Genomic DNA, 2,846 nt, shown 5'->3' with positions numbered 1-2,846 from the left:
GGACTAAAAAAGCGCAATCGCAGGCGTGCGTGCGCACTCGCGTGCATTCGACAACATCGGGAAACCGTGTTGGACGGAAAGACATGCAGCTTTCCGCGGCCACCCAAGAACCACGCCGGACATTGCACTCGTTGCTCAATGATCTGGCGCGTGTTCCGCCGGCTGCGCATGCTGACGTCGCGCGGGTAGGCTACCCTTGCCAAACTAACGAAGTTGTGGCGGCTCGCACCCCGTACAGGACCCGTATCCTTCGGCTGAACAAACTCAAGCTCGCCAACAATGGAAAAATCACGCACGACCGGCGGTTTCCTAAGGTGACGCTGGCAATGAAGCCTTTTCCGTTTGAGCAATAGAGCGGTCTTGAGTTGAAACAGTTGATTCTTAATTAAACCTGTAGCAGCATGGATAGGTGGGTGACGGATTTATTGTAATGATTGATCCAGTGATGGATGGAGCAAAGTTATATCCGCTTGGGGAAAAGCAGATAGGGTGACCCACGAGCGCCACCATCTTGCGCATCACAGCGCGGATGTCGCTGCCGTTCTCATGTCACTGCTTGAAGTTCCCCTGTTTCGCAAGCGCGCCGTAGCAGCGATCGGTCGAACAATTACGTCAAAGGAAATAGCATGCTTGGGCGCGCTTTCTTTTCTGCATGACATTGGGAAACTTGCCACCGGGTTTCAGGTCAAGGCATGGGGCCGAAACCCGGACATAACACAACGCGGGCACGTGCAGTGCGGCTGGGCATGGCTCGCGCGAGGAGAGGCGTCGGAGGCACTCGACGGAAATGCGTCGCTTCTGGCGGAATGGGGACCTGACATCGAGATGTGGTTCCGCCTGCTTTTCGCGCATCACGGCCGCCCTGTGTCCAAGCCGGACCCAAGCTGGGGCCGTGATGCGTTCGATCCGGCACTGGGCTATGACTGGAAGGCTGAGGAGCGCGTGATGGGCGAAGCCCTTGTCACATGGTTCCCCGAAATCCGCAATCATGCGCCCCCACCCCTCACCGATGAATTCGCACATTTCTTCGCCGGACTGCTGGCGCTTGCCGACTGGGTCGGGTCGGATCGTGAGGCGTTTGATTTCGTTGAAGAGTTCGATCCGGCCTACTGGACCACTGCCCTTGAAAAGGCGCGGCGACGCTTGCGCAGCATCGGCCTTGATCCATCAGGCGTACGATTATCTGGAGCTGCGGCGTGGTCACTTTTGTCGGCTCATCCAGCGCCGCGACCGGCGCAGCGGACCATAGCGGATGTCGAGACGTCCGAACGGCTTGTCATCCTTGAAGCGGAAACCGGCGCAGGTAAGACCGAGGCGGCACTGTGGCGATTTGCGCGACTTTTCGAGACAGGACAGGTTGAGGCGCTTTATTTTGCGGTGCCAACGCGTGCCGCCGCCCGACAGTTGCAAACCCGGGTCAACACTGCCCTGAAGCGTATGTTCGCGGACCCCGCCCCCGAGGCGGTCCTTGCCATTCCCGGGCAGGCGCTGGCGGGCGAAGCCAAGGGAGTCCGGTTGCCGGAGTTCCGGACCCGCTGGGACGATACCTCGGCGGCGCGCCCGTCGCGTTGGGCCGCAGAACACGCCACACGGTTCCTGGCCGCTCAGATCGCGGTCGGAACGGTCGACCAGGTCATGATGGCTGGTCTGAAGGTAAAGCATGCACATCTGCGCGGCACCGCCATGGCGCGTGCGCTGTTGGTAGTCGACGAGGTGCACGCCTCCGACGCATGGGTGACCACCATCCAGCGCAAGCTTGTCAATGATCACATGTCGCTGGGGGGACACGCGATGCTGATGTCGGCAACGCTGGGTGCGGTGGCGCGCGCGCAGTGGCGCGGCGAGGCATTGCCGCCGCTTGCGGCCGCGCAGTCCGCGCCTTACCCGGTTGTCTGGACGAAATCCGACTGTTGGCCGGTGCCCAGCATGACGGCCGACCAGAAGACCGTCTCGGTCCGGGCACATTCCGGCTGGAGCGGATTGCAAGCTGCAGAACTGGCGGTTGCGGCAGCCCGCCGGGGCGCGCGCATCCTGGTGATCCGCAACACGGTCGACCGCGCACGGGAGACATGGCGCGCCTGCGTCGAGGCCGCGCCGGACATGGCCTCGGCGTGGTTGCTTCGCGCGCGGCTCATTCTGACCCTCGGCAACGGCACGGAGATTCGGCGCGAGCTGGCGAGTCTGCGGGTGCTTGGATACGGCGTCGACGACATCAAGCGGATGCTTTCGCGTGAGAACCTGCTGGTCTCCTTTCTCGCGTTGCCGCCCGGATTGTGGCTCGGTCATCGCACTGCCGTGCTGTTCGGGGCGTATTATACCAATGACATATACAACGCCATCATCACCATCCGGCCGTTCAGTTACCTGATGACGGCCGTCGTGACCATGTGTTTCGTGCTGTTGGCCGGGAAAGCCGTGCAATCCCGCATTCACAGGCTGGACATGGTGGAAGTTTTGAAGGACAGGGAGGGCTGAACATGGAACACAGCAGACGCAAAAAAGGGCTACGGATCGCGCTTGCGGTACTCGTGGTGCTGCTGATCGGTGCCGCGAGCTATTGGTACGCGACCAGGCCTCTTTCCGTGCAGGCGGCGACCGTCGTCCGGGGCACGGTGCAAGAGACGCTTGCGCTCGACGGGGACGTTGTTCTCGACCGGCAGTCGCTGGTGGTGAGCACGCTCAACGGACGGGTCCGCGACCTTGCGATCGAGGAAGGGGACGACGTCGAAAAGGGCCAACTGCTGGCGGTTCTGGACACCGCCGCGGTGTTCGACGCCGCCGGTGTGGAGCGCACCGTGGCGATCTTCCGCGAGGCGGGGCTGCGTCCGGGGCCCTCGAACTCGCCG

The 2,846-nt window shown here is 62.2% G+C and carries 3 protein-coding genes; all 3 read left to right on the top strand.

The annotated features are described in order from the left end of the window. Positions 1 to 353: hypothetical protein (locus LCF59_RS17670; protein ID WP_292288934.1), on the top strand; the 353-nt coding region annotated here is incomplete at its 5' end. Between the two features lie 109 nt (positions 354 to 462). After that, the gene (locus LCF59_RS17665) at positions 463 to 2,475 is read left to right on the top strand and encodes a CRISPR-associated endonuclease Cas3'' (protein WP_292288935.1); all 2,013 of its coding nucleotides are present in this window, start codon (positions 463 to 465) and stop codon (positions 2,473 to 2,475) included. 2 nt (positions 2,476 to 2,477) lie between these two features. Then, on the top strand, positions 2,478 to 2,846 hold a 369-nt coding region (locus tag LCF59_RS17660), incomplete at its 3' end, for a biotin/lipoyl-binding protein (protein WP_292288933.1).

It is taken from the genome of Marivita sp., assembly GCF_020055675.1.
Lineage (GTDB): Bacteria > Pseudomonadota > Alphaproteobacteria > Rhodobacterales > Rhodobacteraceae > Marivita.
The sequence above is the reverse complement of the archived record's forward strand: the minus strand, read 5'-3'. Positions and strand labels throughout refer to the sequence as shown.